The sequence below is a fragment of the Bordetella tumbae genome (assembly GCF_054780995.1).
The window spans coordinates 84,848-110,436 of record NZ_BAAGVG010000020.1; the positions used below are offsets into that span (position 1 = coordinate 84,848).

General features: G+C 60.5%; 19 protein-coding genes. 12 read left to right on the plus strand and 7 right to left on the minus strand.

The annotated features are described in order from the left end of the window. Window positions 1-16 precede the first annotated feature (16 nt). Both murU and ACYVI2_RS20995 read right to left on the minus strand, forming a co-directional pair. Entirely contained in the window at window positions 17-760 is a 744-nt protein-coding gene (gene murU / locus ACYVI2_RS20990; RefSeq protein WP_415820401.1) for an N-acetylmuramate alpha-1-phosphate uridylyltransferase MurU, read from the minus strand. Then, on the minus strand, window positions 760-1,800 hold the full coding sequence (locus ACYVI2_RS20995; protein ID WP_415820400.1) for an aminoglycoside phosphotransferase family protein: 1,041 nt from the start codon (window positions 1,798-1,800) through the stop codon (window positions 760-762). The genes murU and ACYVI2_RS20995 overlap by 1 nt, the downstream gene beginning before the upstream one ends. Window positions 1,801-1,999: 199 nt before the next feature. Between ACYVI2_RS20995 and ACYVI2_RS21000 the strand changes: the two genes are divergently transcribed. The 3 genes from ACYVI2_RS21000 to rsmA are packed head-to-tail and all read left to right on the plus strand — an operon-like array spanning window position 2,000 to window position 6,758. After that, the gene (locus ACYVI2_RS21000; RefSeq protein ID WP_415820399.1) at window positions 2,000-4,402 is read left to right on the plus strand and encodes an LPS-assembly protein LptD; all 2,403 of its coding nucleotides are present in this window, start codon (window positions 2,000-2,002) and stop codon (window positions 4,400-4,402) included. After that, window positions 4,399-5,952 (plus strand): peptidylprolyl isomerase, encoded by a 1,554-nt coding sequence (locus ACYVI2_RS21005; RefSeq protein WP_415820398.1) that lies wholly within the window; start codon window positions 4,399-4,401, stop codon window positions 5,950-5,952. Before ACYVI2_RS21000 ends, ACYVI2_RS21005 begins: the two co-directional genes overlap by 4 nt. A gap of 17 nt (window positions 5,953-5,969) precedes the next feature. Beyond that, window positions 5,970-6,758: a 16S rRNA (adenine(1518)-N(6)/adenine(1519)-N(6))-dimethyltransferase RsmA gene (gene rsmA / locus ACYVI2_RS21010; protein ID WP_415820397.1), complete on the plus strand. Its 789-nt coding sequence runs from the start codon at window positions 5,970-5,972 to the stop codon at window positions 6,756-6,758. Window positions 6,759-6,778: 20 nt separating this feature from the next. Here the strand turns inward: rsmA and ACYVI2_RS21015 are convergent, their stop codons facing one another. Further along, window positions 6,779-7,921: a glycerate kinase gene (locus ACYVI2_RS21015; RefSeq protein WP_415820396.1), complete on the minus strand. Its 1,143-nt coding sequence runs from the start codon at window positions 7,919-7,921 to the stop codon at window positions 6,779-6,781. A gap of 167 nt (window positions 7,922-8,088) precedes the next feature. Here ACYVI2_RS21015 and pyk point away from each other — a divergent pair, with 167 nt between their 5' ends. Further along, window positions 8,089-9,531, plus strand: a complete 1,443-nt coding sequence (pyk, locus tag ACYVI2_RS21020) for a pyruvate kinase (RefSeq protein ID WP_415820395.1) — start codon at window positions 8,089-8,091, stop codon at window positions 9,529-9,531. Between the two features lie 584 nt (window positions 9,532-10,115). On the opposite strand, the gene ACYVI2_RS21025 is transcribed toward pyk, so the two are convergent. After that, complete coding sequence (locus tag ACYVI2_RS21025) at window positions 10,116-11,345, minus strand: nucleoside recognition domain-containing protein (protein WP_415820149.1); 1,230 nt, start codon at window positions 11,343-11,345, stop codon at window positions 10,116-10,118. 138 nt (window positions 11,346-11,483) lie between these two features. On the opposite strand from ACYVI2_RS21025, the gene ACYVI2_RS21030 reads away from it, so the two are divergent. Next, the gene (locus tag ACYVI2_RS21030) at window positions 11,484-13,700 is read left to right on the plus strand and encodes an acyl-CoA dehydrogenase (RefSeq protein ID WP_415820148.1); all 2,217 of its coding nucleotides are present in this window, start codon (window positions 11,484-11,486) and stop codon (window positions 13,698-13,700) included. Window positions 13,701-13,722: 22 nt separating this feature from the next. Here ACYVI2_RS21030 and ACYVI2_RS21035 read toward each other — a convergent pair whose 3' ends face one another. Continuing rightward, window positions 13,723-14,655, minus strand: a complete 933-nt coding sequence (locus tag ACYVI2_RS21035) for a LysR substrate-binding domain-containing protein (protein ID WP_415820147.1) — start codon at window positions 14,653-14,655, stop codon at window positions 13,723-13,725. Between the two features lie 256 nt (window positions 14,656-14,911). Here ACYVI2_RS21035 and ACYVI2_RS21040 point away from each other — a divergent pair, with 256 nt between their 5' ends. The 7 genes from ACYVI2_RS21040 (at window position 14,912) to ACYVI2_RS21070 (ending at window position 22,808) form a co-directional block, all read left to right on the plus strand. Then, window positions 14,912-16,039 (plus strand): mandelate racemase/muconate lactonizing enzyme family protein, encoded by a 1,128-nt coding sequence (locus ACYVI2_RS21040; protein WP_415820146.1) that lies wholly within the window; start codon window positions 14,912-14,914, stop codon window positions 16,037-16,039. Then, a complete protein-coding gene (locus tag ACYVI2_RS21045) occupies window positions 16,036-17,127 on the plus strand; it encodes a mandelate racemase/muconate lactonizing enzyme family protein (protein ID WP_415820145.1) in 1,092 nt (363 codons plus the stop codon). The genes ACYVI2_RS21040 and ACYVI2_RS21045 overlap by 4 nt, the downstream gene beginning before the upstream one ends. An 82-nt stretch (window positions 17,128-17,209) precedes the next feature. After that, entirely contained in the window at window positions 17,210-18,403 is a 1,194-nt protein-coding gene (locus tag ACYVI2_RS21050) for an ABC transporter substrate-binding protein (RefSeq protein ID WP_415820144.1), read from the plus strand. A gap of 18 nt (window positions 18,404-18,421) precedes the next feature. Continuing rightward, a complete protein-coding gene (locus ACYVI2_RS21055) occupies window positions 18,422-19,279 on the plus strand; it encodes a branched-chain amino acid ABC transporter permease (protein WP_415820143.1) in 858 nt (285 codons plus the stop codon). Continuing rightward, window positions 19,279-21,096, plus strand: coding sequence for a branched-chain amino acid ABC transporter ATP-binding protein/permease (locus ACYVI2_RS21060; RefSeq protein ID WP_415820142.1), 1,818 nt, complete (start codon window positions 19,279-19,281; stop codon window positions 21,094-21,096). The genes ACYVI2_RS21055 and ACYVI2_RS21060 overlap by 1 nt, the downstream gene beginning before the upstream one ends. Beyond that, complete coding sequence (locus tag ACYVI2_RS21065; protein ID WP_415820141.1) at window positions 21,077-21,808, plus strand: ABC transporter ATP-binding protein; 732 nt, start codon at window positions 21,077-21,079, stop codon at window positions 21,806-21,808. Before ACYVI2_RS21060 ends, ACYVI2_RS21065 begins: the two co-directional genes overlap by 20 nt. A 7-nt stretch (window positions 21,809-21,815) precedes the next feature. Further along, a complete protein-coding gene (locus ACYVI2_RS21070) occupies window positions 21,816-22,808 on the plus strand; it encodes an SMP-30/gluconolactonase/LRE family protein (protein ID WP_415820140.1) in 993 nt (330 codons plus the stop codon). On the opposite strand, the gene ACYVI2_RS21075 is transcribed toward ACYVI2_RS21070, so the two are convergent. Further along, entirely contained in the window at window positions 22,773-23,294 is a 522-nt protein-coding gene (locus ACYVI2_RS21075) for a MarR family winged helix-turn-helix transcriptional regulator (RefSeq protein WP_415820139.1), read from the minus strand. The two genes, ACYVI2_RS21070 and ACYVI2_RS21075, sit on opposite strands and share 36 nt — an antisense overlap. After that, window positions 23,275-25,587, minus strand: coding sequence for a xanthine dehydrogenase family protein molybdopterin-binding subunit (locus tag ACYVI2_RS21080; protein ID WP_415820138.1), 2,313 nt, complete (start codon window positions 25,585-25,587; stop codon window positions 23,275-23,277). Before ACYVI2_RS21080 ends, ACYVI2_RS21075 begins: the two co-directional genes overlap by 20 nt. Window positions 25,588-25,589 lie beyond the last annotated feature (2 nt).

Genomic DNA, 25,589 nt, shown 5'->3' on the forward strand with positions numbered 1-25,589 from the left:
TTGGAAATATTTTGCTTTATTGCCTCTGCCTACTCTTGAGCAGCGCATCGAGCGTCTCGAGCCGCTGAGGCGTTCCGACGTCGGTCCATGCGCCGCGATGATGAGTGCCCAGTACGGCATCACGCGCCATGGCGGCCCGCAACAGAGGGCCCAGAGGCGCTGGCATCGCGGGTGGCAGGTCGGCGAATAGCGCTGGGCGGTAGAGGCCGATGCCTGCGAACGTCAGTTTCGGCAGGGTAGAAGTGTTGGCGTCACCGTCTGAGCTGTTCGTCGCCTGCGGGCGGTCCGAGAGGACTATGCCTTGTGCGGACAAGATGAAATCGCCCTGGGGATGGTGCTCGGGATTATCTACCAGCAATAGCCAGGCGTCGGCGCCGGCACGATGCATGTCACGCAGCCGCGCCTCTGCCTCAGCGGGATTCCAGTCGCACCAGATATCCCCATTGACCACCAGAAACGGATCGGAGCCCAAGAGCGGTAACGCCTGGGCGATGCCGCCAGCCGTCTCCAGGGCGGCAGGGGATTCGGGGGAATAAGCGATCTGCACCCCGAAACGGCTGCCGTCGCCGAGCTGTGCAGGCAACTGCTCACCCAGCCAGGCGTGGTTGATGACGATCTCGCGAATCCCCACAGCGGCGAGGCGTTCCAGATGCCAGACGATGAGCGGTTTGCCCCCGGCGGGCAGCAGGGGTTTGGGCGTGTGGTCGGTCAGCGGCCGCATGCGTTCGCCACGCCCGGCCGCCAGGATCATGGCGCGCATCAGAAGGTATACCCGACTTGGGCTTCACGATTATCGAGCCGGTCCAGCAGGCGCAGCAGGGGCGTGAATACCCCATAGCGCTGCGCGACCTGGCGGACATAGGCGTTCACGCGGGGCATGTGCGCCAGATAGGACGGTTTGCCGTCGCGATGATTCAGGCGGGCAAACACACCTAGAATGCGCAGGTTGCGTTGCAGGCTCATCCATTCGTACGCCTGATGGAAAGCCGCAAAGTCGCTGTCGACGGGCAGTCCCGCAGCGCGCGCCATTTCCCAGTAACGCACGGCCCAATCCAGCTGCTGGGGTTCTTCCCAGGTGGTGCGGGCGTCAGTCACCAGAGAGGCCAGGTCGTAGGTGATGGGGCCCGCCAAGGCGTCCTGGAAGTCCAGAATCCCGGGGTTGGGCCCGTAGACGGGGTCGTCGCACACCATCAGATTAGGGGAATGGAAGTCGCGATGCACCAAAACGGGGCGCTGGGCAGCGTTCGCGTCTGACAGCAACCCGAAAATATGCTGGAGCGCCGCCGCAGTTTTGTCGTCCAGCTGTACGCCATGATGCCGCCCGACATACCATTCCGGGAAAAGCTCGAGCTCAGCCGCCAGGCGGGGGCGGTCGTAGGTGGGCAAGCCGTCGACGCCAGCCTGCTGCATGCGCACGAGCGCAGCCAGGGCATCGCGGTAGAGCGACTGCAATTGATCGTCGCTGAGACCGGCCTGGATCCGTTGGTAGTACGTGTCGCGCCCCAGGTCGGACAGCAGCAGCAGACCCTGGCCGGGGTCTTGAGCCAGGATCTGAGGCACATTCAGTCCGGTTTTTCGCAGCAAGTCGCCCACATGCAGAAAGGGGCGGACGTCTTCGTGCGGCGGCGGGGCGTCCATGACGATGACCGTACGCTCGCTCGCACTCAGGCGAAAATAGCGCCTGAAGCTGGCGTCGCTGGAAGCCGGTTGCAGGGTTTCAGGAGCCAGGGCCAAGTCAGCGGGCAGGGTATTCAGCCAAGTCTGGACCTGGGTCAAACGGGAATCGTGGTCGGTGCTCAAGAGGGCCGTCTCGTAATGCGGTATGGTTTGGTTTCGTACCGGGCGCTTCCTGTGACGGATGTTGCGCCCAGCTTCTCTATAATACCGGGTCGTTCCCGTTGACAGGCATGTCTTCATGCTTGGCGTGGTCGGGTCATCACCGCCACGGGCCGGTTTGTACCGGGGCGGGTGTTTTCTGTCAAAAAGGTTTACGTTCACGGTGCATATGGTCAGGTGGTTGATCCTCTCTGCTGTCAGCTTGGCGGGCGCCGTCCATGCCCAGGGCAGCCAGGGCACGCTTTCGTCCACCCAGACGGAATCCGGGGCGTCGTCCAGGCTGCAGGTAGCGCCTCAGTTGCGCACGTCGCCAGGGCTGCGTATTCATCGCGTCCCCGAGGACGATGTGGCCTCGTATTTGCAGGCCGACCAGATCGAGGGCAACGCGGATAGCAATGTGACCTTGACCGGGCATTCCGAGGTGCGTCGTATTGATGGTGTCGTCAAAGGCGATCAGATCGACTATCGCAACGCTACGGGCGAGACGAACCTGCAGGGCAATGTGCGGATGATGCGCGATGGGACGCTGGTGACAGGCCCGGCCGCGCAGTTCAACGTGGATACCGATAGCGGCGAAATCGATTCGCCGAATTTCTGGATCGGGGCAAATGGCGGTGCCGCCCGGGCAGAGCACGCCGAGATATTCAGCCGGTCGCAGATGCGGTTGACGACCGTGCGGTACAGCGGTTGTCCTTGCGCCGATCCGTCGTGGTACATCGAGGCCGATGGCGTCGATCTGGATTTCGATGAAAACGAAGGCGTTGCCCGCAATGGGGTGCTGTATTTCAAGGGCGTGCCCTTGCTGGCTTCGCCCTATTTGACCTTTCCGGTCAAAAAAGAACGCAAGTCCGGTTTTCTGATCCCGACGTATGGGATCACCAGTAATAGCGGCGTGGATCTGTCGGTGCCGTATTACTTCAACCTGGCGCCCAACTACGATCTGACCCTGCAGCCGCGCTATCTGAGCAAGCGTGGTCCCCAATTGGGTGGGGAATTCCGCTACATGGGCAGCACGTATGCGGGCAATATGGTCGGGACGTACATGTCTAGCGACAATCAAACCGGCGAGCGGCGCTGGATGTTCCGCTCGCGGCACCAGCAGTTGCTCGGTGGCGGGTTCTACTACGATTGGGATTACGCCAAGGCGTCCGATGACGACTATTTCCGCGACTTTTCGACGCTGGGATTGAACGAGGCATCGACGACGTACCTGCCGCAACGTGGCAAGGTCGGCTGGGGTAATAACTACTGGCAGGCCTACGCGCAGGTCTATAAATACCAGACGCTGCAGGATGAGGATGACCTGCTGTCGCCACCCTTGAACAAGCTGCCGGAACTGTATTTAAAGGGTGCGCGTTACGATCTCGGGGGCGTTGACCTGGAGTGGACCTCGACTGCCGTGCGTTTTCAGCGTCCGCTGTTGAGGGGGGTACGTCAGGGACCGGACGGTGATCGGCTGCAGTCTTATTTGACGGCGTCATATCCGATTCAGCGTCCCGGCTGGTTCATTATTCCCAAGGTCGGTCTGCACTATACGCAGTACCACACTGACTGGTATGACCCGGCATCGTACGGGACAACGTATGGGACGGGTAGTGACCAGCGCAATGCGTCGCGCACCCTGCCGATCATTTCGCTTGATGCCGGCATGGTGTTTGAACGTGATACGACGCTGTTTGGCAATGCGTCCGTGCAGACGCTGGAGCCGCGGTTGTATTACCTGCGCGTGCCATACCGCGACCAATCCAAGTTGCCTGTGTATGACACGACGCTGGCGGATTTCAGCTTTGAACAGGCGTTCTCGGAAAACATCTATACCGGTGGCTGGGATCGTATCTCCAATGCCAACCAGTTGACGGCCGCATTGACGACGCGTTGGCTGGATGCGAACACGGGGTTCGAGCGGCTATCGTTGTCGGCTGGGCAGCGTCTGTATTTCGAAGACCAGCGCGTTACATTGCCGCTCGAAACGCCCCGCGAAGACCGCAACGTGCGTTCCGATTTCCTGGTGGCGGCGAGTGCCGCGTTGACCGATACGCTCAGTACCGAAGTCGCTGCGCAGTTCGACCCCTACGAGGGCAACTGGTCTCGCGGCCTGGTCAGTGCCCGCTGGCGGCCGCAGCGTTTGACATCTGTGGCGTTGTCATATCGATATCAGCGTGATCCCACGGTGAATTCGATCTATCAACCGCAAGGGCAGAACCAGATCAGCCTGGCGTTTCAGTGGCCCTTTACCGAGCGCTGGTATGGTGTAGGCCGGATTGATTATTCGCTGAACTCTGACTCGTCCGCAAACGATTCGTCGAACAAAGGCGGGCCCCGTGTGACCCAGGCCATTGCCGGTCTCGAATACAAGGGCGATTGCTGCTGGACAGGGCGCGTGGTCTTCCAGCGCTATGCGGTGTCGGCAGCCGACACAAACACGGCCCTGTTCTTCCAGTTGGAGCTGACGGGTCTGGGTTCTTTGGGTACAGATCCCATGAGCCTGTTGAACAAGAGTATCCCCGGGTACCAGTCTGTGACGCCACAGACGCCTCAGGGCACGACATTTGAAAGGTATGAATGATGCGTAGCTTGCACACTTTGCGCCGGCTCTCCGGTAACTTGTTGGTCTTGACGGCTTGCGCGTCGGTGCCGGTGGCCCATGCACAGCCCAAGCCACAGTCCGCCAAGCCCGGTCCGGCGGCAGCACAGCCGGCCAAGCAAGCTGATCAGACAGTCGATGGCATTGCGGCGATCGTCAACAAGGACGTGATCACGCTGCGCGAGGTCGATAGTGCCGCAAAAAATGCAACCGCCGACCTGACGCGTCGCGGCATTCAGGTGCCTCCTCAAGACATTCTGCGCCGTCAGGTACTGCAAAGCCTGATCGTTGAACGGATACAAACCCAAGAGGCTGACCGTCTGGGGATACGCGTCAACGATGCGCAGATCGATCAAGCCATTGCCGGCATCGCCGAACGTAATCGCATATCGGTCCCGAATATGCGCGTGGAAGTCGAAAAATCCGGCATCAAGTGGGATCAGTATCGCAAGTCACTGGCTCAAGACCTGCGGATGAACCGCCTGCGTCAGCGCGCGGTCGACTCGCAGATCATCGTCAGCGATGCCGAGGTCGACGCTTTTCTGAAGGACCAGCAGAATAATCCCGCAGCGCGTGCAGGGGCAGCTGCCCCTGGCGCGGGACAACCTGCACCGCAAACCCGTGTACAGTCCGGTCCCGAGCAAATTGCGCTGGGCCAGATTCTCGTGCGCGTTCCCGAGGGATCGAGCTCGGACCAGGTGGCTGCCCTGCGCAACAAGGCGCAAAGCATTCTGGCGCGCCTGAAACAGGGCGCTGATTTTGCCAGCCTGGCTGCCGAGTCGTCTGATGGCCCCGAGGCACTGCAGGGCGGCGTGATGGGCGCTCGCCCCATCGACGGCTGGCCAGACCTGTTCGTGAAGGCGGTTGCGTCCCTGCAACCCGGTCAAGTCAGCGGTGTGATTCAGAGCGGTAATGGTTTCCACATCCTGAAGGTCCTGGATCGTGCGGGCGGCGCCTCTGCCGCGGCGCCTGCGCAACCAGCGCGCCCTGCTGCGCCTCCCGCGCCGGCCGTTGCGCCTCACCCAGGACAGGGGATGCCTGCGAACCAAGGGCCGGTACAGGTCACGCAAACGCATGCACGCCACATTCTGGTCAAAACCTCCGCGGTGATGACTGACGACCAGGCGCGCCAACGTCTGGAGCAGATTCGCCAGCGGGTGATCAATGGCGGTGCATCGTTTGCCGATATGGCTCGTCAGTATTCCGAGGATAACAATGCTCCGCAAGGCGGCGATCTGGGCTGGGTGAATCCTGGCGAGATGGTGCCTGCATTTGAACAAGCGATGAATGCCCTGGCAGTAGGTGGCATCAGCGAGCCTGTGCTGTCGCCATTTGGTTGGCATTTGATCCAGGTCGAGGAACGCCGCGAGCATGACGTCAGCGATGAGCTGCAGCGCATGCAAGCGCGCCAGATCCTGTTCGAACGCCGTGCCGAGCCTGCGTTCGAAGACTGGGTGGAGCAGTTGCGCAATGGCGCATATATCGACAACCGCCTCGAAAAGCAGCTGAGTATTGACCAGAACAATCGTTAAGCGCAGCGAGTGCATTCATGAGTAAGCACCAGGCGCGCAAGCGTTTCGGACAACACTTTCTGACCGACGATAGTGTGATCGAAGGTATTGTGCGGGCGATTGCGCCCGCACCGGATGATCACATCGTAGAAATCGGGCCGGGCTTGTCCGCGCTGACGCAACCCCTGTTACGCAGCCTGAAGCATCTGACCGTGGTCGAGATCGATCGCGATCTGGCGGCCCGTCTGCGCAATCAGCATTCTGCAGAGCGATTGACCGTGGTCGAGGCAGATGCCTTGACCGTGGATTTTTCCAGCCTGGGGGCAGGGCTGCGAGTGGTGGGCAATCTGCCCTATAACATTTCCAGCCCCTTGCTGTTTCATCTGATGGCGGCAGCCGATACCGTGCGCGACCAGCATTTCATGCTGCAGCGTGAGGTCATAGACCGCATGGTGGCGGCACCGAGCAGTGCGGATTACGGACGTTTGTCGGTCATGCTGCAATCGCGCTATCGGATGGATAAGCTCTTCGACGTGCCACCTGAGGCCTTTGATCCGCCGCCCCGTGTGGTATCGGCTGTGGTGCGGATGGTGCCCCTGCCTGCGAATCGTTTGCGGCCCGTCAGCGAGACCGCGTTGGAGACAGTCGTGGCGCGCGCTTTTGCGCAACGCCGCAAGATGCTGCGGCGCGCGCTGGGCGATTGGGCAGCCCTCGTGCCGTGGGATTCGCTCGAGATCGCCCCGACCGCACGTGCGGAAGAAATCTCCGTCGAAAAATTCATCCGGATGACGGACGCATTGGTCGAGGCCGGGGCTGTCGCTGTCTAAGGCGGAGCTGGCCGCTGCGGCTACAGCATGCGTTTGCTGGCGGCTACCCACAGCTGAGTGACATCGCGCGCACGGTCGCACAGGTATTGCGCGGCGTTTTCGCAAGCCTGTTGCAGCGTGACGGGGCCTGGCGCCAGACTGAATGCGGCCGTAATGCCGCCTGCATGCAATTTTTCATAGCCTTCGCCCAGCGAGCCCGCCAGCGCGACGACGGGCACGCCGGCGTGTTGCGCGATACGTGCGACGCCAGCAGGCGTCTTGCCGCGTAAAGTCTGTGCATCCATCCGGCCCTCGCCGGTAAAGGCCAGCGTGGCGCCTTCCATGGCTTGCGCGAGCTTGCCTAGCTCTGCGACGACTTCTACCCCCGGGCGAAAGCGTGCATTGAGAAACGCATGCGCGGCAAAGCCCAATCCGCCGGCCGCACCCGATCCTGGCTCATCACGCATATCGCGTCCCAGGTCGCGCGCGCAGATATCAGCAAAATGGCTCAGGCTGTTATCCAGCAAGGTCACTTGCTCCGGTGTCGCGCCCTTTTGAGGGCCAAAGATGTGTGAAGCGCCGTGCGGGCCGCACAGCGGATTGTCGACGTCAGAGGCGATGTCGAGTTGGATCTGCGCGAGGCGCGGGTCCAGTCCCTGTATATCGATGCGATCCAGCTCGGCCAGCGCAGCGCCGCCCGGCGGCAGGTCCTTGCCTGACTTGTCCAGAAAGCGCACGCCCAATGCGGCCAGCAAGCCCGCCCCGCCGTCGTTGGTCGAGGACCCACCCAGGCCGAGGATGATACGCCGCGCGCCCGCATCCAATGCCGCGCGGATGATCTCGCCCACGCCGCCGCTGCTTGCGCGCAGCGGATCGCGTTGCGCGGCGGGTGTTTGCTCCAACCCGGCTGCGGCAGCCATTTCGATCACGGCCGTTGCATCATCCAGCCAGCCCCAGGGCGCATCCAGCGATTCGCCCAGCGCGCCGGTCACTGTGGTCGTGCGCCACTGCCCACCCGTCGCTGCCAGGACTGCCTCGACAGTACCTTCACCGCCATCGGCCATGGGCACGCAGACAGTATGCGCATCAGGATACGCTTGTTTGATGCCACGCGCGATGGCGGCAGCCGCGTCGGGGGCGGAGAGACTTTCTTTGAACGAATCAGGAGCGATAACGATTTTCACGATAGTCGAGGTCGGCAAAATAAGTGTTGATCGTGGTGGTGCGCTGGCAACGAAAGACGTTAATAATACTCGTGCAGGCGCCGAAGTCTGCTGTATCCGTGTACCACCCGCAATTCACAGCGGCGTCGTACCATAATGCACTCATCATTTTGCGAGAGAGGTGATTCATGTCCGTATTGCGCCGCACCAAAATTGTCGCCACGCTGGGGCCGGCTACATCGACGCCCGAGCAACTGGAAGCCCTGGTGCGTGCGGGTGTTGACGTGGCTCGTCTGAATTTCTCGCACGGCACTGCCGACGATCATCGCGAACGCGCGCGTCTGGTTCGAGAGGTCGCCGCTAAACAAGGCCGCTATGTCGCTCTGATGGGCGATCTGCAGGGCCCCAAAATTCGCATTGCGCGATTCACTGATAAGCAAATCGTGCTGCATGTCGGCGACAAATTCGTGTTGTCGAACAGCCATCCCAAAGACGCGGGTGATGCCTCTATCGTGGGCATTGACTACCCCGAGCTGGTTCAGGACTGCAAGGCGGGCGATGAACTGTTGCTCGATGATGGGCGCGTGGTGTTGGTGGTTGACCGCATCATTGAAGACGCGGTGCATACGACGGTGACGGTCGGTGGCCCGTTGTCAAACAACAAGGGCATCAATCGGCGTGGCGGCGGCTTGTCTGCGCCGAGCCTGACCGACAAAGACCGCGCCGACATCCTGGTCGCAGCCGAGCTCGAACTGGAATACGTTGCAGTGTCGTTTCCGCGTTATGGCAGCGATATCGACGAGGCGCGGCAACTGTTGCGCGAAGCTGGCAGCGACGCCTGGATCGTCGCCAAAATCGAACGCGCCGAGGCGGTCGTGGATGACGAGGCGCTCGATGCCTTGATCCGCGCCAGCGATGGTGTCATGGTCGCGCGCGGTGATTTGGGTGTCGAGGTGGGTGACGCTGAATTGGTGGGCATTCAGAAACGCATCATTCAACATGCGCGTACCTTGAACAAGGTCGTGATCACTGCGACGCAAATGATGGAGTCGATGATCTCCAGTCCATTGCCGACGCGGGCAGAGGTCTCCGACGTCGCGAATGCGGTGCTGGATTACACGGATGCAGTGATGTTGTCGGCCGAGAGTGCGTCGGGACAGTATCCGGTCGAGGCGGTGCAGGCGATGGCGCGCGTGTGTTTAGGTGCGGAGAAGCATCCTACCAGTACGCACTCGCATCACCGTCTGGGCGAGACGTTTACGCGCTGCGATGAGACGATCGCGTTGGCGGCGATGTATGCGGCGAATCATTTTCCCGGAGTCAAGGCGATCATTGCGTTGACCGAAAGCGGGCATACGCCGTTGATCATGTCGCGGATTCGCTCTGGGGTGCCGATTTATTGCTATAGCCCGCATAGCCAGACGCAGCATCGTGCGGCGATGTTCCGGGGGGTTTATACGGTGCCGTTTGATCCTTCAGCCTATGATCCGGCGGAGTTGAGTGATGCGGCGATTGGTGAGCTGAAAAAGCGGGGGCGTGTGCAGGTGGGGGATTGGGTGATCCTGACGAAGGGGGATTCCTATCGGGATAGTGGGGGGACGAATGGGATGAAGATTTTGGTCGTCGAGTAACGTTTTTCTGGTGCGCATGTTTTTGCATGCAGGGGTGTTTACTGCATGCGTAGTATTGGGTTCTTTAGGCGCCGGCGTCCGCCGTGTAAAAGGGGCACCGGGCCTATCGCCGCGACTCGGCCCATGAGCAGGGGCCTCGGCCCGCTGCGCGGGCTAAATCGCGGCTCAACGGCCCGGTGCCCCTTTTACACGGCGGACGCCGGCTCGCGTTAATGACTCATTACGGATGTGTCTGCGGTGTCGGGCGTTGATGATGGCGGCATCATCGTTTGTTGGACCGGCGGTCGTGTGTTGATGATGGTGGCATCATCGTTTGTTGAACCGGTGGTTGTGTGTTGATGATACGACGGCGGTATCTCTGGTCATCGCAATCAGCATCCTATGCATGTCACGACTGTGAGTTCCTGCCGGGGGCCTGAAAGCCGCACCGGCCCGTTGAGCGACGGGTAGTCCCCGAAGGGGACCTCGGCGCCTGGTCTTGCGCCGAGCCGTTGCGATAGGGCCGGTGCGGCTTTCAGGCCCCCGGCAGGAACGCTTTCACAGCCATGACATCCGCCTATCGATGACGCTTGATTCCAAACCAGTCAACCAAAGAACCAATAACACACCGCAATCGAGGCGAGCACCCCCGCCAAATCGGCAATCAGTGCGCACCCGACGGCATGCCGGGCACGCAGGATGCCGACGGAGCCGAAATAGACGGCCAGGACGTAGAAGGTAGTCTCGGTACTGCCCTGCATGACGGCAGCGAGCAGGGCAGGAAAACTGTCCACCCCGAAGTGTGTCATGGTCTCCAGCATCATGGCGCGCGCGGCGCTGCCGGAGAAGGGCTTGACCAGTGCAGTGGGCAGCGCATCGACGAACCGGGTGTCCCAGCCTGCCGCATGTGCCAGCCAGCGGATACCGTCCAGGACGATGTCGAGAGCACCCGAGGCACGTAATACGCCGACTGCGCAGAGCATTGCGACCAGATAGGGCAGGAGGCTTTTAGCGACGTCAAAGCCTTCCTTGGCTCCGGCGATAAAGGTTTCGTATACCGGGACGCGTTTGCAGGCACCGACGATGAGGAACGCCAGCAATACGCCGAACAGCATCAGGTTTCCCAATAACGAGGACAAGCTGGCAATGGCGGCGGCCGACATGCTGGCCAGCAGCGCCATAAAGCCACCCAGCAATAACGCTGCGCCACCTAACCAGGCTAGGGAGACGGGGTCGTAGAGCTTCAGCCGTTGGCACAGGGCGACGGCAAGCAAGCCGGCGATGGTCGAGGCGCTGGTGGCCAGCAGGATCGGCAGGAAGACCAGCGTCGGGTCCGCCGCACCCTGTTGAGCGCGGAACATGAATAGCGTGACCGGCAGCAGCGTCAATGATGAGGCATTGAGCACCAGGAACAGGATTTGCGCGTTGGTGGCGGTGTCTGGTTTTGGATTCAGTGTTTGCAGCTCGCGCATCGCGCGCAGGCCGATCGGGGTGGCGGCATTGTCCAGGCCCAGGCCGTTGGCGGCGAAGTTCAGCGTGATCAGGCCAATGGCAGGGTGACCGCGCGGGACCTCGGGCATCAAGCGGGCAAACAGCGGACCGAGCAGCGTCGCGAGCTTTTCGACCAGACCGGCGGACTCGGCAATGCGCAGGAAGCCCAGCCATAGCGTCAGGGTGCCGAATAACAGCACCATGACTTCGACCGAGACGCGCGCCATATCGAACAGACTGACCACGATCTGGCGGAAGACCTCGGCGTCGCCGATGACCAGCCAACGGTACGAGGCGGCCGCCGCAGCAGCAAGAAAGAATCCCAACCAGAGTTTATTGAGCATGACAAAAGGCAAGAGCAGCGTGGAAAAAGCCGTTCGCGGCGAGGCTCATTGTCGCAGACTTGGCAGGTCTCGGGGATGCCGCAGACCGGCAATTCTGTTAACTTGGTTACGTACGCGCACTTCTATACAAGGTTGCATATGGATTTCAACGCCTGGCGCCGTCGCCGTATTTCTGAACCTGCCTACCGCTGGGCTCGCAAGGCCATGCCCGGCCTGTCCGACACGGAGCGAGAGGCCATCGAGGCGGGAGATGTCTGGTGGGACGCGGATCTGTTTACCGGGGATCCTGACTGGAACAAGTTGCTCGCCGTGCCGCAGGCAACCTTGACCGCTGCCGAACAACAGTTTCTGGGTGGCCCGGTGGCCCAGTTGTGCGCGATGCTGGATGAGTGGGATATCACCTGGCACCAGGGGGATCTGCCTGAGGCTGTCTGGCAGTTCATGCGCGAGCAGCGTTTCTTTGGCATGATCATTCCGGCCTCCTACGGAGGATTGGGGTTCTCCCCCTATGCGCATTCGGAAGTCGTGCGGCGTATTTCCGCGTATTCCATTACCGCGGGCGTGACGGTGATGGTGCCCAATTCGCTGGGGCCAGGAGAGCTGTTGCTGCAGTTCGGTACGCCCGAGCAACGCGATTATTGGCTGCCGCGCCTGGCGGACGGGACCGAGGTGCCGTGCTTTGGCCTGACGAGTCCCGAGGCGGGCTCGGATGCTGCGTCGATGGTCGATACCGGTGTTGTGTGCCGTCAAATGGTAGACGGCCAAGAGGTATTAGGGATTCGTCTGAATTGGCACAAGCGATACATCACGCTGGGACCGATTGCGACGGTCCTGGGCCTGGCATTCAAGCTGCAGGACCCGGATGGCTTGCTGGGTGGTGCTGTGGATGTGGGGATTTCGGTGGCGTTGGTGCCGACGAATACGCCCGGGATCACGATAGGACGCCGCCATTTGCCTTCCATGCAGGTATTTCAAAATGGTCCGAATCAGGGTGAGGATGTTTTTGTGCCGCTGGATGCGTTGATCGGCGGAACGGAAAAGGCTGGCCATGGCTGGCAGATGCTGATGAGTGCGTTGGCGGCAGGGCGCGGGATTTCGCTGCCTTCGCTGTCGGCGGCAGCGGCGGTGTACAGCGCGCACGTGACGGGTATGTATGCACGTGTGCGTCAGCAGTTCGGTATTGCGGTCGGCCGCTTTGAAGGCGTGCAGGAAAAGTTGGGCCGTCTGGCGGGCAATGCCTACCTGGTCGAGGCGGCGCGCCGCTTGACGTGCGCGGCGTTGAATCAAGGGCATAAGCCAGCGGTGGTATCGGCGATCATGAAGTACCACGCCACTGAACGTATGCGCGAGGCGGTGAACGATGCGATGGATGTGCATGGCGGCAAGGCCGTCATCGATGGACCATCGAATTACTTGGGCTCGTTGTATCGAGCATTGCCTATCGCTATTACGGTAGAAGGCGCCAATATCTTGACGCGCTGCCTGATCATTTTCGGCCAAGGCGCGATTCGAGCACATCCTTACTTGATGCAGGAGGTCCTGGCATTGGGGGATGAGGATGATGAGCGTGGGCTGCAGATCTTTCATGACGTGTTCTGGCGTCATCTCGGGCACAGTGCCAAGAACGGCTTGCGTGCGTGGGGACGCGCCTGGACGGGCGGTGTGTTGGCACGCGCGCCATCGAGCGGGCCGATTGCGCGGCAATACCGCAGGCTGGGCCGCTATGCCTCGGCATTTGCCCTGGTCGCGGATGTCGCGATGGGCACCTTGGGCGGCGCGCTGAAGCGCCGTGAAATGCTGTCGGCCCGCTTGGGGGATATCCTGGCGGAGCTGTATTTGCTGTCGGCTGTGCTCAAACGCTGGGAGGACGAAGGACGCTGCCACGCGGATCTGCCGTTGGTGCAGTGGTGCATGGAGGACGGTTGCGCGCGTTTGGAAACCCGCTTTGACCAGGTGCTGGCGAATTTGCCAAAGCGTCCGCTGGCTTGGCTGTTGCGAGCGATAGTGCTGCCTGTACGTTTGAATCGCGGCCCCAGTGATGCGCTGACGCGAGAGTGTGCCGATTTATTGTTGGCGCCATCGCCCACGCGTGACAGGCTGACTGCGAATTTGCAGCGCGGTGAGGGCGACGATGTATTGGCGCAATTGGAGCGTGCATTCGGCTTGGTCAACGCGGTACAGCCGCTGCACGATAAGCTCAAACGCGAGGGCGTGCGAGACTGGCGCGAGGCGCATCGCGGTGGGGCGATCACGGACGAGCAGGCCCGTCAGATCGAGGCCGCCGAAGAGGCTGTCAGGCGTGTCGTGGCGGTAGATGATTTCGAGCCGGGCGCATTTGCGCGGCGAGCTGGTTGACGGTGGGGGAACGTTCCAGACTTTAGAGATTGGCTTCGCGTGGCAGCGAGTCATTGAGCGAGACGGCGGTTTTCTTCAAAGCCGCGACAAACAGCTGCGCGGGCCGGGAGAGCGGTGTGTTATTGGGCAGCAGTAATTGCGCCTTGACGGGCATACGTGGCTGAAACCGAATGGTGGCAACCCCCTGATTCCGGCCAGTCAGCAAATAAAAGGGATCGATAATCGCCACGCCTGCACCGGAGCGCGCCAGCGAATAGGCGACAGCGGTCAACGTCACTGACAGCGCGATTTTTCGTTTGACGCCTGCGATGCGATAGCTTTCCTCGATCAGGGCACCCAGTGGCAGGTTTTTATCAAACGATATCAACGGATAGGGCTCCAGATCCCGCGGGGTGACAACAGGCAGTTTGGCCAGCGGACAATCTTCAGGCACGACACAAACCAGTTCGGCCTCGCACAAATCAGTCAGACGGCCTTCGATCATTCGTCCGTCCTGGCTGAGCGGCGACAACACGATCCCGAAGTCCACGCGTTCCTGGAACACGCTGTCCGATACGCTGACGTTGTCGGTCGCGATGACCGATATTTGAATCTGTGGCCAGTCTTCGCGGAACCGGACGCTCGTCGGAGCCAGTAGGTTCTCTGCGATCGTGGGCACCGTGGATATCTGGACCGAACCTTCAGTCAGCTCGCGCATGTCGTCCACCAGCCGGTTGACGCGAGCGATGCTGTCAAAGATGCGATTGAGCTCGCCCATGATTTCCAGCGTTTCGCGTGTGGCCTGTAAGCGGCCGCGCTTGCGTACAAAAAATGGAAAGCCTGCGTGCAAGGCGCACTCACGCAGCAGCAAGCTGACAGCAGGCTGAGAGATGCCCAGTGCCGATGCGGCTTCGCCTACGCTGCCGTATCGACTGACGGCGCGTATGACCTCCATTTGGCGTACGGTCAAATGCATCGTGTCCCCCTTGGCGGCAAGGCCAATTTTTATATGGGCTGCATGTTTGCAGAGCCCTCCGTGCGACTGAACGCTGCGGCTATACATCAGCGCGGCGCACGGTGAACATAAGTCTAGCTTATCTTTGAATTAGTCCACTTCGATTGTTTTTGCTTCGGACGGCTTTTACAGTCATTGCATCTGATCGGTACTGACGTTGATGCCGCTGCAAAACTCAGTACCCCATCTGTCTCACGATAAGAAGAGGAGCAAACGCATGAGGATTGTGTCGGTGGAGTCTTCCGTGGTGTCGCTGCCGTTTGACATGGGAGGCCCCTATGCCCGGTTTGCAGGAAAGCTGTGGGACCGGTTGGAGATACTCCTGGTCCGGGTGGAGACGGAGGATGGATTGGTAGGGTGGGGAGAGGCGTTTGGCCATGCTGCGATCCCCGCTACACGTGCCGCACTGGATACGATTGTGGCGCCGCTGGTGATAGGCAGACACGCAGGCGATATCTCGGCCCTGACGCGCAGTGTGCTGCATTCCACACATTTGCTGGGCCGTAATGGCAGTTATGTCTACGCCTGGTCCGGAATTGAAATCGCGCTATGGGATCTGCTGGGCAAACGCGCAGGACTGCCTGTGCATCAATTGCTGGGTAATGGCAGCCGTACGCAGCTCGAGGCCTATTCGAGTTTGCTGGCGTATGGCGATGCCGACATCGCTGCTCGCAACACGCGTGCAGCAGCCGATAGGGGGTTCCGCTACGTCAAGCTGCATGAAACGACGCGGGATGCCTTGGTGCGATCGCAAGAGGCGGTCCAAGGCCGGGATGTCCAGATCATGATGGACGTCAATTGTGCCTGGGATGTACCTGATGCCCTGGGCATGGCGCAAAGTATGCGTGACGACGGAATGTACTGGTTCGAGGAGCCCGTCTGGCCACCTGAAGATGCGCAGGGGCTGGCGCGCGTGCGTGCATGTGGCATCCCGATCGCTGCCGGCGAGAACGTGGCTGGACTGCAGGGATTTCGGACTTTACTGGAGGCCAGGGCCATTGATATCGCGCAGCCCAGCGTGACGAAGATCGGCGGGATCGGCGACACCATGAGGGTGGCGGCGCTGTGCGCTGCGAATGGCGTGCGTGTCGTGCCGCATTCACCGTATTTTGGGCCGGGTTTTATCGCCACACTGCATATTGGCGCAGCACTGCCCCAGCCGCCCTTGATCGAAGTGCTGTGGATGGATATGGAGGCAAATCCTTTTGCTCCCTATGTGCATGCCGTGGATGGAATGTTGAACGTGCCCCAAGGTCCTGGCTTGGGCTGCGATCCTGATTCAGAAGTGATGTCGCGATATCGCGTCGGAGACGTGCATCGTATTACCGAAGAGGCCCTCGCATGAAAGTCGTCAAGCTGGAAACTCGCCCGATAGAGATCGCATTGCAGGAACCTATCATCAGCGCGTTGGGGCCGATTTCGACGTGTGGCGTCGTCCTGGTCCGCCTGCATACCAGTGATGGGGTGGTGGGCGAGAACTTGGTGTTCACCTTGAATAACCGGCGTACGGGGGTGTTGCACCGCATGGTCGACGAGTTGGCGGACCTGGTAGTGGGGCAGGACGCCGGCCACATCGCGGGGTTCTGGTCGCGTGCCTGGAAAGATCTCAATTTCTTCGGGCAGAAGGGTATCCCGGTCATGGGGATATCGGCCATTGACGGTGCGTTATGGGATGCCGCTGCCAAATCGGCAGGCCTGCCGCTGTATCGCATGCTCGGGGGCGCGCAGGATCGTGTGCCCGTCTACCACAGTGGCGGGTTGTGGTTGCATCGCAGCGTAGACGAGCTTGCGCGCGACGCACAGCAGATGGTGGAACAAGGTTTTCAGGCGGTGAAGATGCGGCTGGGATCACCCGATCCTGCCGTCGATGTGCAACGAGTGCGAGCGGTACGGGAGGCCATCGGCCCGCATATCAAATTGATGGCCGATGCCAATCAAGGGTTGAACGAGGCCCAAGCCATCCGGCTGGGGCGGATGCTGGAAGAATATAAACTGGCCTGGTTCGAAGAGCCGTTGCCCGCCTGGGATCTGGAGGGTCTGGCGCGAGTGGCGGCCGCCCTGGATACGCCTATCGCCAGTGGTGAAACGGAGTATGCGCGTTATGGATTCCGCCGCATGATCGAGCTGCGCAGCGCTGATGTGCTGATGCCGGATTTGCAGCGAGCAGGTGGCGTCTCGGAATTCATGCGAGTGGGACATATGGCTGCCGCTTATGACATTCCCGTGTCGAGCCATCTGTTTCCTGAAATGAGTATTCAAGTGTTGGGCGCATTGAGCAGCGCGATATTCCTGGAGTACATGCCGTGGTTCTCCGATTTGTACCAGGAGCGCCTCGAGTTCGAAGACGGGATGGCAATCGTTCCGCAGCGCCCAGGCTGGGGTTTTACGTTTGATCTGGATCGTATTGCGCATTTGGAAAAACGCGGCCGTTAAATCACGGCTGTGACGATGACGAGGGATGGCAGACAGGGGAACCCCGCGCCATCCAGCGATGACAATCCTTAGGAGACAACAAATGACAGTTTCTCGTCGTGACTTTGTGTTGGGCGCCGCTGGCGCATTAGGCGCGTCGGCATTAGGCATGCCCGCGCTGGCGCTGGCCTCGAGTGAAGACATCAAGATAGGTTGGCTGGCCGCATTGACCGGGCCGAGCTCTGCCCCAGGCGTGGGGTTCAATCGAGGTGTCGAGTTTGCTGCGCAAGCCATCAACGCGGCAGGCGGCGTGAAGGGCCGCAAGATCGTGATCGTGACGCGCGATACGCAGGGTGATCCTACCAAAGCAGTGAATGCAGCGCAGGAGATGATCAACTCGCAAAAAGTGCATGCCATTTGGGGACCGACGAACTCCGGCGAGTCCTTGGCGGTCACGCCGATCATGGCTCGCGCCAAAATGCCGAATATTCATCCCTGCGTCATAGATAGCTTGGTGAACACGGATAAATATCCCAATGCGTTTCGTATCTCTCCGTCGAACAGTCAATGGGATGATGCGTGCCGTAATTATTGCTTGAAGGTGCAAAAATATTCCAAGATCGCCGTCATCGGGGACACGACGGGCTATGGCGTGAGCGCGACCAAGGCATGCGTAGCCAATTTCAAGAAAGATGGCGCGGAAGTGGTGTACTCGGCGAACATCGACGCGACACAAGCCGACATGTCGCCTGACATGACGCGGGCGCGCGATGCCGGGGCGCAAGTGATCGTGATCTGGAGTGTCTCGACCGGGATGGAGGCGCGTTTGTTCAATACCCGAGCCCATATGGGCTGGGATGTCGCTTTTGTCGGCCATCCCTCGCTCGCGTCGGGCGAGCTGCGCACGCTGGTCGAAAAGCCAGAGAACTGGGACAAGGTCTATGCAGTGGGCTACAAGAGCGCCAGTTATGACGCCAGCGGCAAGCTGCCCGCGCATTCGCAGGAGTTCCTCGACATGGTCAAAGGCAAGGTCAGCCTGGAAGACACGCTGTACTGGTGGGTGTCGGCCGGCTACGACGCGATTGAGCTCGTGGCCAAGGCGGTGCAGACAACCGGCTCGTCGCAATCCAAAGACATCATCGAGTATTGGAATAGTCTGAAAGCGTACCCCGGATATTTTGGGACTTATACCTACTCGCCCACGATTCACAACGGTTATCCCACCGAGGAAGTGGTCATGTCCGAGGCCAAGTCTGCGCGCAACGGGACGTTCGCATTGGCGCCGGGTTATCAATAAGACCGAGAGAACGCAGTCATGCTGGCTTCCATTATCAGCTCCGGCCTGGCGGTCGGGGCGGTGTATGCCCTGATCGGCATCACCTACAACACGATGTATTCCACGTCTCGTGTCATGAGCTTTACGGCAGGGCAGCTTGGAATGTTGGGTGGTGTGTTCGGGTCCTTGTTCATGCTGCGCATGGGCATGTCCGGTCCGGTCGCATTCATACTGACCTTGGGGCTATGCGCGCTGGTCGGCGTGATCACCGAGTTTGTTGCCGTGCGGCCTGTGCTGAAAAGCCTGGACCAACATTTGTATGTACTGTCTACGTTGGCATTGGCATTGATGATCCAACAGGTGACGGCGATCGAATGGGGTACCGAGCCTCAGCCTTTTCCCCGCTTGTTGGCCTGGGGGTCGGGGCCATTGGATGAACGGTTCTGGCTGCCCGTCGCGGCATGTGTGATTGTGGTGCTGGCCCTGGAGTATTTATATCGGCGCACATTGATCGGCCTGGCTTTTCTGGCGGTGGCGGAGAACAACTTTGCTGCACGTTCTATTGGATTGCCGGAGCGGCGCCTGCGGGTCATCAGCTATGCCCTGGCAGGCGTGATCGGGGGCATCGCCGGGTTTGCCGCGGGTCAGTTGATGTTGGCCTTTTTTGCGAATGGCCCGTTGTTGAATTTCTACGGCTTTGTTCCTGTGGCATTGGGTGGGCTCGGCAATAACCGCGGCGCAGTACTGGGTGGGCTGGCGCTTGGATTGTTTCAACAGACGGCGAACTTTACCGTGGGCGGTATTTTTGCGTCGATTGCCGTGTTTGTCTTGTTTATCGTGGTGTTGATGGCCGTGCCACAAGGTATTTTCGGCTCTAACTCTGCACGGAGAGTGTGATGACCGCGCACGCAAAGACTTATCGAGGAACCCCTCAAGCGATGGAGCGTCATTCGATGAATCGGGGGCAAGGCTGGACGCGCATGTTGCCGTTCATCGTATTGCTGGTGCTGGCGATCGCATTGCCAGCATTAGGGAATACGTACTGGACAGTGATCGCGACGCGCGCGGCGATCTATTGGATATTGGTGTCCGGGCTGAATCTGATTGTCGGCTATGCGGGCCAATTGGCGATCGGCTATGTGGCGTTGTTGACGGTAGGGGCATACACGGCCAGTGCATTGGTGGCCGGTAACGTGTCCGAGCCATGGGAGCCGTTTACGGCGCTGGCGGCGGCGGGGGCGGTTGGGGGGCTGTTTGGCTTGATTGTCGGCTTGCCGGCGTTGCGGCTGCGCACGTTTTATTTTGCGATGACCACCTTGGGATTCGCCACGATCGTGACGCAGATCGCTTTGGCCTGGGAGTCGGTGACGGGCGGCGGAATTGGCGTGCCGGGGCCTGCCATGCCGGCGCCGTTCGATTCCGATCAGGGCTTGTATTACCTGTGCCTGGGCATCGCTGCGGTGGCAACCATATTGACGGCAAACATCGCACACAGCCGATTTGGACGAGGATTGATTGCCATCCGCGACGCGGAAGTCGCTGCAGAGGCCTACGGCATTTCCAAGGCCAAGTTATTGGCTGCCGTCTTTGTGCTTGCAGGCGTGCTGGCCGGTATCGCGGGAGGGCTGTTCAGTTCACTTCAGACGTACATTACGCCAGAGGCGTTTACGTTCGAACTGTCGGTATTGTTTTTTATCTCTATCCTGATCGGTGGACGCAGTTCTATCTTGGGCCCGCTGTTGGGCACGCTGATCTTGACCGTTTTGCCGGAGATCGCCGCGCCGTTGGCGGCGTGGTCCAATTTCCTGTACGCGCTGTTGTTGTTGGTGATTGTGCTGGCAATTCCCGGTGGAATTGCGTCTTTGCTCGATTTTGGAGGACGCAGCCCCTTGCCGACAAACCGGCGTATACAGCCGGAGCTGGGCGCTGTGCACCAGATTTTGGCGAATGTGCCTAGTGATGGGCGAATCGTATTAAAAAATCTGCATTTATCGTTTGGCGGGGTCAAGGCGATCAACGGTTTGGACCTGCATATCAACGGTGGGCAAGTGCATGGCTTGATCGGCCCGAATGGCAGCGGGAAAACCACGACGCTAAATGTGATCTCGGGGTATTACCGGCCTCAGGAAGGCCTGGTGATGGAGGGTGGCACGGAAGTCCCCTCGGGACGACCTTTGGGCAGAGCCAGGCGCGGATTCGCACGTACGTTCCAGACACCGCGCATCGTGGGTGATACCTCGGTCCTGAAGAATGTCATGGCAGGGGGATATACGCGTGCACGCGGTACGTTCCTGGAGGCCTTGTTGCGGGTGGGTAGGCATCGAGAGGACGAGCGTGGATTGCGAGAGATGGCGGAGTCAGCATTGAAGGCGGTGGGGCTGTCGCAGCTGGCTCACGTGCGTGCCGATCGCTTGCAGCATAGTGAACTGAGGTTCCTGGAGCTCGCACGTGCGCTGATGCTGCAGCCCAGATACCTGATGCTGGACGAGCCTGCTGCGGGCTTGACGGGAGACGAGATCAAGCGTCTCGGTGACATCATCAAAGAGATCAGCCGCTGTGGAACGGCAGTGTTGCTGGTGGAACATCATGCAGATTTGATCTTTGATATTTGTGATCACGTCACGGTGCTGAATCTCGGGTCGGTGCTGGCCAGCGGCACCCCGCAGGAAATCCGTACGCATAAGGAGGTCGTCAGTGCATACCTCGGAGCCTAATAGCCTGCTGCAGGTACAGGGCCTGAATGCCGGCTACGGCAAAATTCAAATCCTGCACGACGTCGATATGATCGTGAAGCCCGGCGAAATCGTGGCGCTGCTGGGCCCCAACGGCGCAGGAAAGAGCACGTTGATGCGGGCATTGTCGGGCTTATTGCCATGGATGTCCGGCGATGTCGTATTTGCAGGGAAAAGCCTGCGTGGCGCGACGCCGCGTGATGCGGCGCAGGCGGGTTTGGTGCACGTGATCGAAGGGCACCACGTCTTTACGCAGTTGTCCGTGCAGGACAATCTGGCGCTAGCGGGATATGACATTTCCCGGACCGAACGCCAGGAACGCATCCGGGATGCCCTGGCATTCTTTCCGGAAATCGAGGCCAAGCGCCATGATCGTGCAGGCGCGTTAAGCGGCGGGCAGCAACAGATGCTGGTGGTGGCCCAGGGATTGGTAAAGCGGCCACGGTTGCTGATTCTGGACGAGCCTTCTGCGGGGTTGTCCCCGGTCCTGGTTGACCGTGTGTTTGAGGTCGCGGCGCGTCTGCGCGATACCGGCACATCCGTGTTGCTGGTCGAGCAATTGGTCGAGAAATCCCTGGTGCTGGCCGACCGCGTTTATGCCATGGCCCACGGGGAAATCGTTTTGCAGGCGGATACCAGCGAGGCTGATCTGCAGACCCGTCTGGAAGATGCGTATTTTGGTCAACATGCGTGAAGCACCGATGAATTCGACAAAACCCATTCTGGCACCAGATCCATTCTGGCGCGTCAGCCCTCGTTATCCTGACCCCAGGGTGCAATCCTTGGATCCGCGTTTTGATAGGTATCGGTTGTTTCATGCCGCGGTGGAGATGTTGGCATCCGGCTCACGATGGGCCGAAGGCCCTGTATGGGTCGGCGATGGCCGCTATTTGTTGTATAGCGATATACCGAATAACCGGATGCTTCGCTATGACGATACCTCGGGTCATGTCACCGTGTTTCGCGACCCATCGGGTTATGCCAACGGCAACACGCGCGACCGTCAAGGCCGGCTGATCACTTGCGAGCATGGCAATCGCCGTGTGACACGTACCGAATACGATGGCCGTATCACGGTGTTGGCGGATTGCTTTGAAGGAAAGCGGCTGAATTCGCCGAACGATATCGTCGTGAAATCGGATGGGTCGATCTGGTTTACTGACCCGCCGTTCGGGTTGAGCAGCGACTACGAGGGCGATAAAGCCGAGCCTGAACTGCCGGAGCGGGTCTACCGGATTGATCCCTCCGGCCAAATCAGCGTCGTGGCCGACGACGTGGCAGGGCCCAATGGCCTGTGTTTCAGCCCCGATGAAACCCTGCTGTATATCGTGGCGTCGCGTGCGAAACCAAACCGCACGATTCGCGTCTATCGCGTGTCGGGGGCAGCGTTGTCAGACGGGCGAGACCTGATTGATTGCGGGCCCGGTACCGCGGACGGATTGCGTTGCGATGTGGATGGCAATCTGTGGTGTGGTTGGGGGATGGGGGCCGAGGATGTGGACGGTGTGCGCATATTCGCGCCCGATGCCACGCCGATCGGGCATATTCACTTGCCCGAACGCTGCGCGAATCTCTGCTTTGGCGGTGCGAAAGGAAACCGGCTGTTCATGGCTGCCGGAAAGGGGCTGTATAGCCTGTATGTGAATACGCGTGGCGCATCAAGTGCAGACGTGGTTGACGTCGGGATATTTTGAGCTGCCTTCGGATTCTGTGATTTTGCGCAGCAGATACAGCAAAGCCACGCGTTCTGCGTCATTTAGCGGTCCGAACGTTTCTTCGGTGATGGCGTGGGCAAAGGGCTGCATCTCGTTGACGAGTTGTGTGCCTGCATCAGTCAGCGTCACCATGACCTTGCGCCGATCGGCGGGGTCGGCTTGCAGGGTAATGAGCTCGCGATTCTTGAGCCGGTCGACGACGCCGCGTATGGTCGCCTGATCGATGACGGTGGCTTTGACCAGATTGGCGATCGAAGCCGGACCGTCGTCATTGAGTGCGCACATGACGACGAACTGAGCGACGGTCAGTTTTGAGTCCGGGATGAATTTTTGAAAAAGCGCGGTGTGGCGTTGGTAGGCGCGGCGCAGCAGGTGACCGACCTGCGACGAAAACAGGTAGGGGGCGGAGTTGTCTTTGTCCGACTGGTCCGGCGATGGCAGTGATTCAGGCGTAGAGGTCGGCATGGGCACTTCGAGTGTTATGCATGGCGTGGCGCAGTTTTTCTTGAGTATACGGTGGCGCGCACAGGCGCAGCCCCGTGGCGTCGAATAATGCGTTGGCGATCGCGGGCGCGCCGGGTAGCGATGCCGATTCGCCTACACCCATCGGAGGCTCGTCCTGGCGCGGCATGAGCAGCACATCGATCTCCGGGATTTCGCCGAATTTAATAATAGGATAGGCGCCCCATTCTCGGCTGGTGACTCCCTGCGGGTCAAACGAGACTTGCTCCATCAGCGCGCGGCTCAGTGCCTGGACAACGTTGCCGTGGACCTGATGTCGAACGCCGTCGGGGTTGATCATCATGCCCGCGTCGTGACCGACCGTGACGCGGTCCACGCGTACGCGCCCGCTCAGTGGGTCTACGCTGATATCCACGACCCATGCGGCCCATGCTGCCCCGAAACCCGGAAACTTGCTGTGGATATAGCGCGCGTAGGCCATGCCTCTGCCGTGCAATAAGCCGTCGTCTCCGGGGATTCCGCGGCTGCCGGCTCTAAAGGGCTGCCAGCCGGCACGTTCGGCCGTGGCGCTCAACAGGTCGCGTGCACGCACATCGTCCAGGTGGCGCAGGCGATATTCGAGAGGATCTACCCCCGCCCGATGCGCGAGCTCGTCAATCATGCATTCGTGCGCGTACGCATTCGGCAGGGCCGATACGCCACGCAGCCACGAGGCACGCACCAGCGGTGGCGTGTCATGGCAGACGATCTGCAAGTGGGGATATCGATAGGGCGGCATCGCCGTGCGATCGCCCATCTGCAGGGTGCGGGGTTGATTGGAAATGCTGCCTGTTAACAGGAGCGCCAGCAACGGGGCATCGTTGGACGGGTAACGTACGCCGAAGTCATAGGCCAGCAAGTTGCCCGTGGGATCGATCGCGGCTTGCACGTCGACGAGTTGGGCCGTGCCTTTGGGCTCCCATTGGTGTTCTTGTTCGCGCGTGAGCTGCACGCGTACCGGTGTGCCGGTTGCCATCGCCAGCAGGGCGGCATCGCCACAGACGTCGTCGGCGCAGTTTCTGCCATAACAGCCTGCGGCCTCAAGGCGCACGATTTCAATATTGCCCTCGCCCAGTTTCAACAGGCGGTCGAGATCGGTGCGCAGCATGTGCGGGTTTTGGGTGCCGGACCAGATCGTGAGACGGTCTGCGGTGTAATCCGCGACGGCGCAGGATGGACCGATGGATCCATGCATCTGATAGGGCCAGACGTAGCTGCGCTGGACCACGCGGCTCGGGCTGGCCTGTGCTGCTTCGGCCAATTCCTGGTTCGCATGTCCCTTGCGATGCAAGGCACGCACCTCGGATGGGTTGGCGCGTAACGCCGCGTCCAGGTCACTCAGGTCGGGAGCCGGCGGGATGTCGCGCCATTGAACCTTCAGGGTGCGCATGGCGGCGATGGCTTGTTCTTCGCGATCAGCCACCACGCCGACGAAATCCCCTTTTATGACTACCTGCACGTTGCCGGGCAGGTGTGCCACGGATGCGGCGTCCGCCGAGATGAGGCTGGCGCCGACAAAGTCGCCACCGTCACGTCCTGGATACGGCGGGCGGATGACCCGGCCGTGTCGCATGCCCGGTATGCGTACGTCATGGACGAAGGTAAGCGCGCCGGTCGCCTTCGCAGGAATATCGACACGCGCGCGCCCTTGTCCCACCAGTTGATATTCGGATGCGGGCTTGAGCTCGACGTCTTCGGATAGCGTGAGCCGTTCACGCCTGCCGCGAATCAATTCGCCGTAGTGGGCCTGCCGAGTGTCCGTGCTGTCCTTGAATACGATGATGCCCTGGCGCGCCTGCAGCGCCTGAACGGATACCTGCCACTGCCGCGCTGCGAGGCTCAGCAGATGCTCGCGAGCCTGGGCCGCGGCACGCCGCAGCGGAACGGCCGAGATCTGGATGGTGGCGCTGGCAATGGTAGGGCCCTGATTGGGCGAGGCCTCGGTATGGCCCAGCACCATGTCGAGTTGCTCGAATGGAATGTCGAGTTCTTCGGCGACGATCTGCGCCAGCGCGGTGCGTATGCCTGTGCCCAGATCGACGTGTCCGTTAAAAGCCAGAGCGCGCCAGCCTTGCGCCGTATCGGGAGCCTCCACGACGGCGACGAAGATCTCGGGCGTGGCGCGTACGTAATCCGATGGCGCGCCGGGTTGGCCGGGCGCCGGTTTTGGGGGCGCGACCGGATTGCGCACGATCAGCAGCGTGCCGTATTGATCGAGCAATCCGTCGTGCAGCAGCTTGGGCTGGGGCAGGCTCATTG

Excerpts from the sequence above, each read along its gene's own strand:
- murU (WP_415820401.1), bottom strand. The coding sequence starts at position 760 with ATGCGCGCCATGATCCTGGCGGCCGGGCGTGGCGAACGCATGCGGCCG.
- ACYVI2_RS21005 (WP_415820398.1), top strand. The coding sequence starts at position 4,399 with ATGATGCGTAGCTTGCACACTTTGCGCCGGCTCTCCGGTAACTTGTTG.
- rsmA (WP_415820397.1), top strand. The coding sequence starts at position 5,970 with ATGAGTAAGCACCAGGCGCGCAAGCGTTTCGGACAACACTTTCTGACC.
- pyk (WP_415820395.1), top strand. The coding sequence starts at position 8,089 with ATGTCCGTATTGCGCCGCACCAAAATTGTCGCCACGCTGGGGCCGGCT.
- ACYVI2_RS21025 (WP_415820149.1), bottom strand. The coding sequence starts at position 11,345 with ATGCTCAATAAACTCTGGTTGGGATTCTTTCTTGCTGCTGCGGCGGCC.
- ACYVI2_RS21030 (WP_415820148.1), top strand. The coding sequence starts at position 11,484 with ATGGATTTCAACGCCTGGCGCCGTCGCCGTATTTCTGAACCTGCCTAC.
- ACYVI2_RS21035 (WP_415820147.1), bottom strand. The coding sequence starts at position 14,655 with ATGCATTTGACCGTACGCCAAATGGAGGTCATACGCGCCGTCAGTCGA.
- ACYVI2_RS21040 (WP_415820146.1), top strand. The coding sequence starts at position 14,912 with ATGAGGATTGTGTCGGTGGAGTCTTCCGTGGTGTCGCTGCCGTTTGAC.
- ACYVI2_RS21045 (WP_415820145.1), top strand. The coding sequence starts at position 16,036 with ATGAAAGTCGTCAAGCTGGAAACTCGCCCGATAGAGATCGCATTGCAG.
- ACYVI2_RS21050 (WP_415820144.1), top strand. The coding sequence starts at position 17,210 with ATGACAGTTTCTCGTCGTGACTTTGTGTTGGGCGCCGCTGGCGCATTA.
- ACYVI2_RS21055 (WP_415820143.1), top strand. The coding sequence starts at position 18,422 with ATGCTGGCTTCCATTATCAGCTCCGGCCTGGCGGTCGGGGCGGTGTAT.
- ACYVI2_RS21060 (WP_415820142.1), top strand. The coding sequence starts at position 19,279 with ATGACCGCGCACGCAAAGACTTATCGAGGAACCCCTCAAGCGATGGAG.
- ACYVI2_RS21070 (WP_415820140.1), top strand. The coding sequence starts at position 21,816 with ATGAATTCGACAAAACCCATTCTGGCACCAGATCCATTCTGGCGCGTC.
- ACYVI2_RS21075 (WP_415820139.1), bottom strand. The coding sequence starts at position 23,294 with ATGCCGACCTCTACGCCTGAATCACTGCCATCGCCGGACCAGTCGGAC.
- ACYVI2_RS21080 (WP_415820138.1), bottom strand. The coding sequence starts at position 25,587 with ATGAGCCTGCCCCAGCCCAAGCTGCTGCACGACGGATTGCTCGATCAA.